Source organism: Alcanivorax sp. HI0044 (assembly GCF_001634945.1).
In genome coordinates, this window is sequence record NZ_LWEZ01000970.1 from 1 (window position 1) to 301 (window position 301).

Consider the following 301-nt stretch of genomic DNA (forward strand, 5'->3'; position numbering starts at 1 on the left):
CACTTTCATTGATTAATCCTTCCGGGAGCAGCCAAACGAGAACACCAAACGGCATCAGAGGCTTTCCGGTGTTTCAGTTTTTACGTGTTGCGTACCGCGTGAGGCTTGTGGCGTGCCATGCACCAGATCCACGAAAATATCTTCCAGCGAACTTTGCCGTGAATGCAGGTCCTTAAATTCAATACCCTGCTCGCTCAGGTGACGCAGCAATTCAGCAATGCCCGTGTTTTCCTGGTTGGCATCGTAGGTATAAACCATCGAGTAGCCCTCATCGGCCAGCGCCAGCGCCTCGTCCGCCATG

1 pseudogene is annotated in these 301 nt (G+C 52.8%); it reads right to left on the reverse strand.

Going from position 1 to position 301, the window contains the following annotated elements:
• Positions 1–54 precede the first annotated feature (54 nt).
• Positions 55–301, reverse strand: a pseudogene (locus A3730_RS31595) (multidrug ABC transporter ATP-binding protein); the annotation flags it as partial.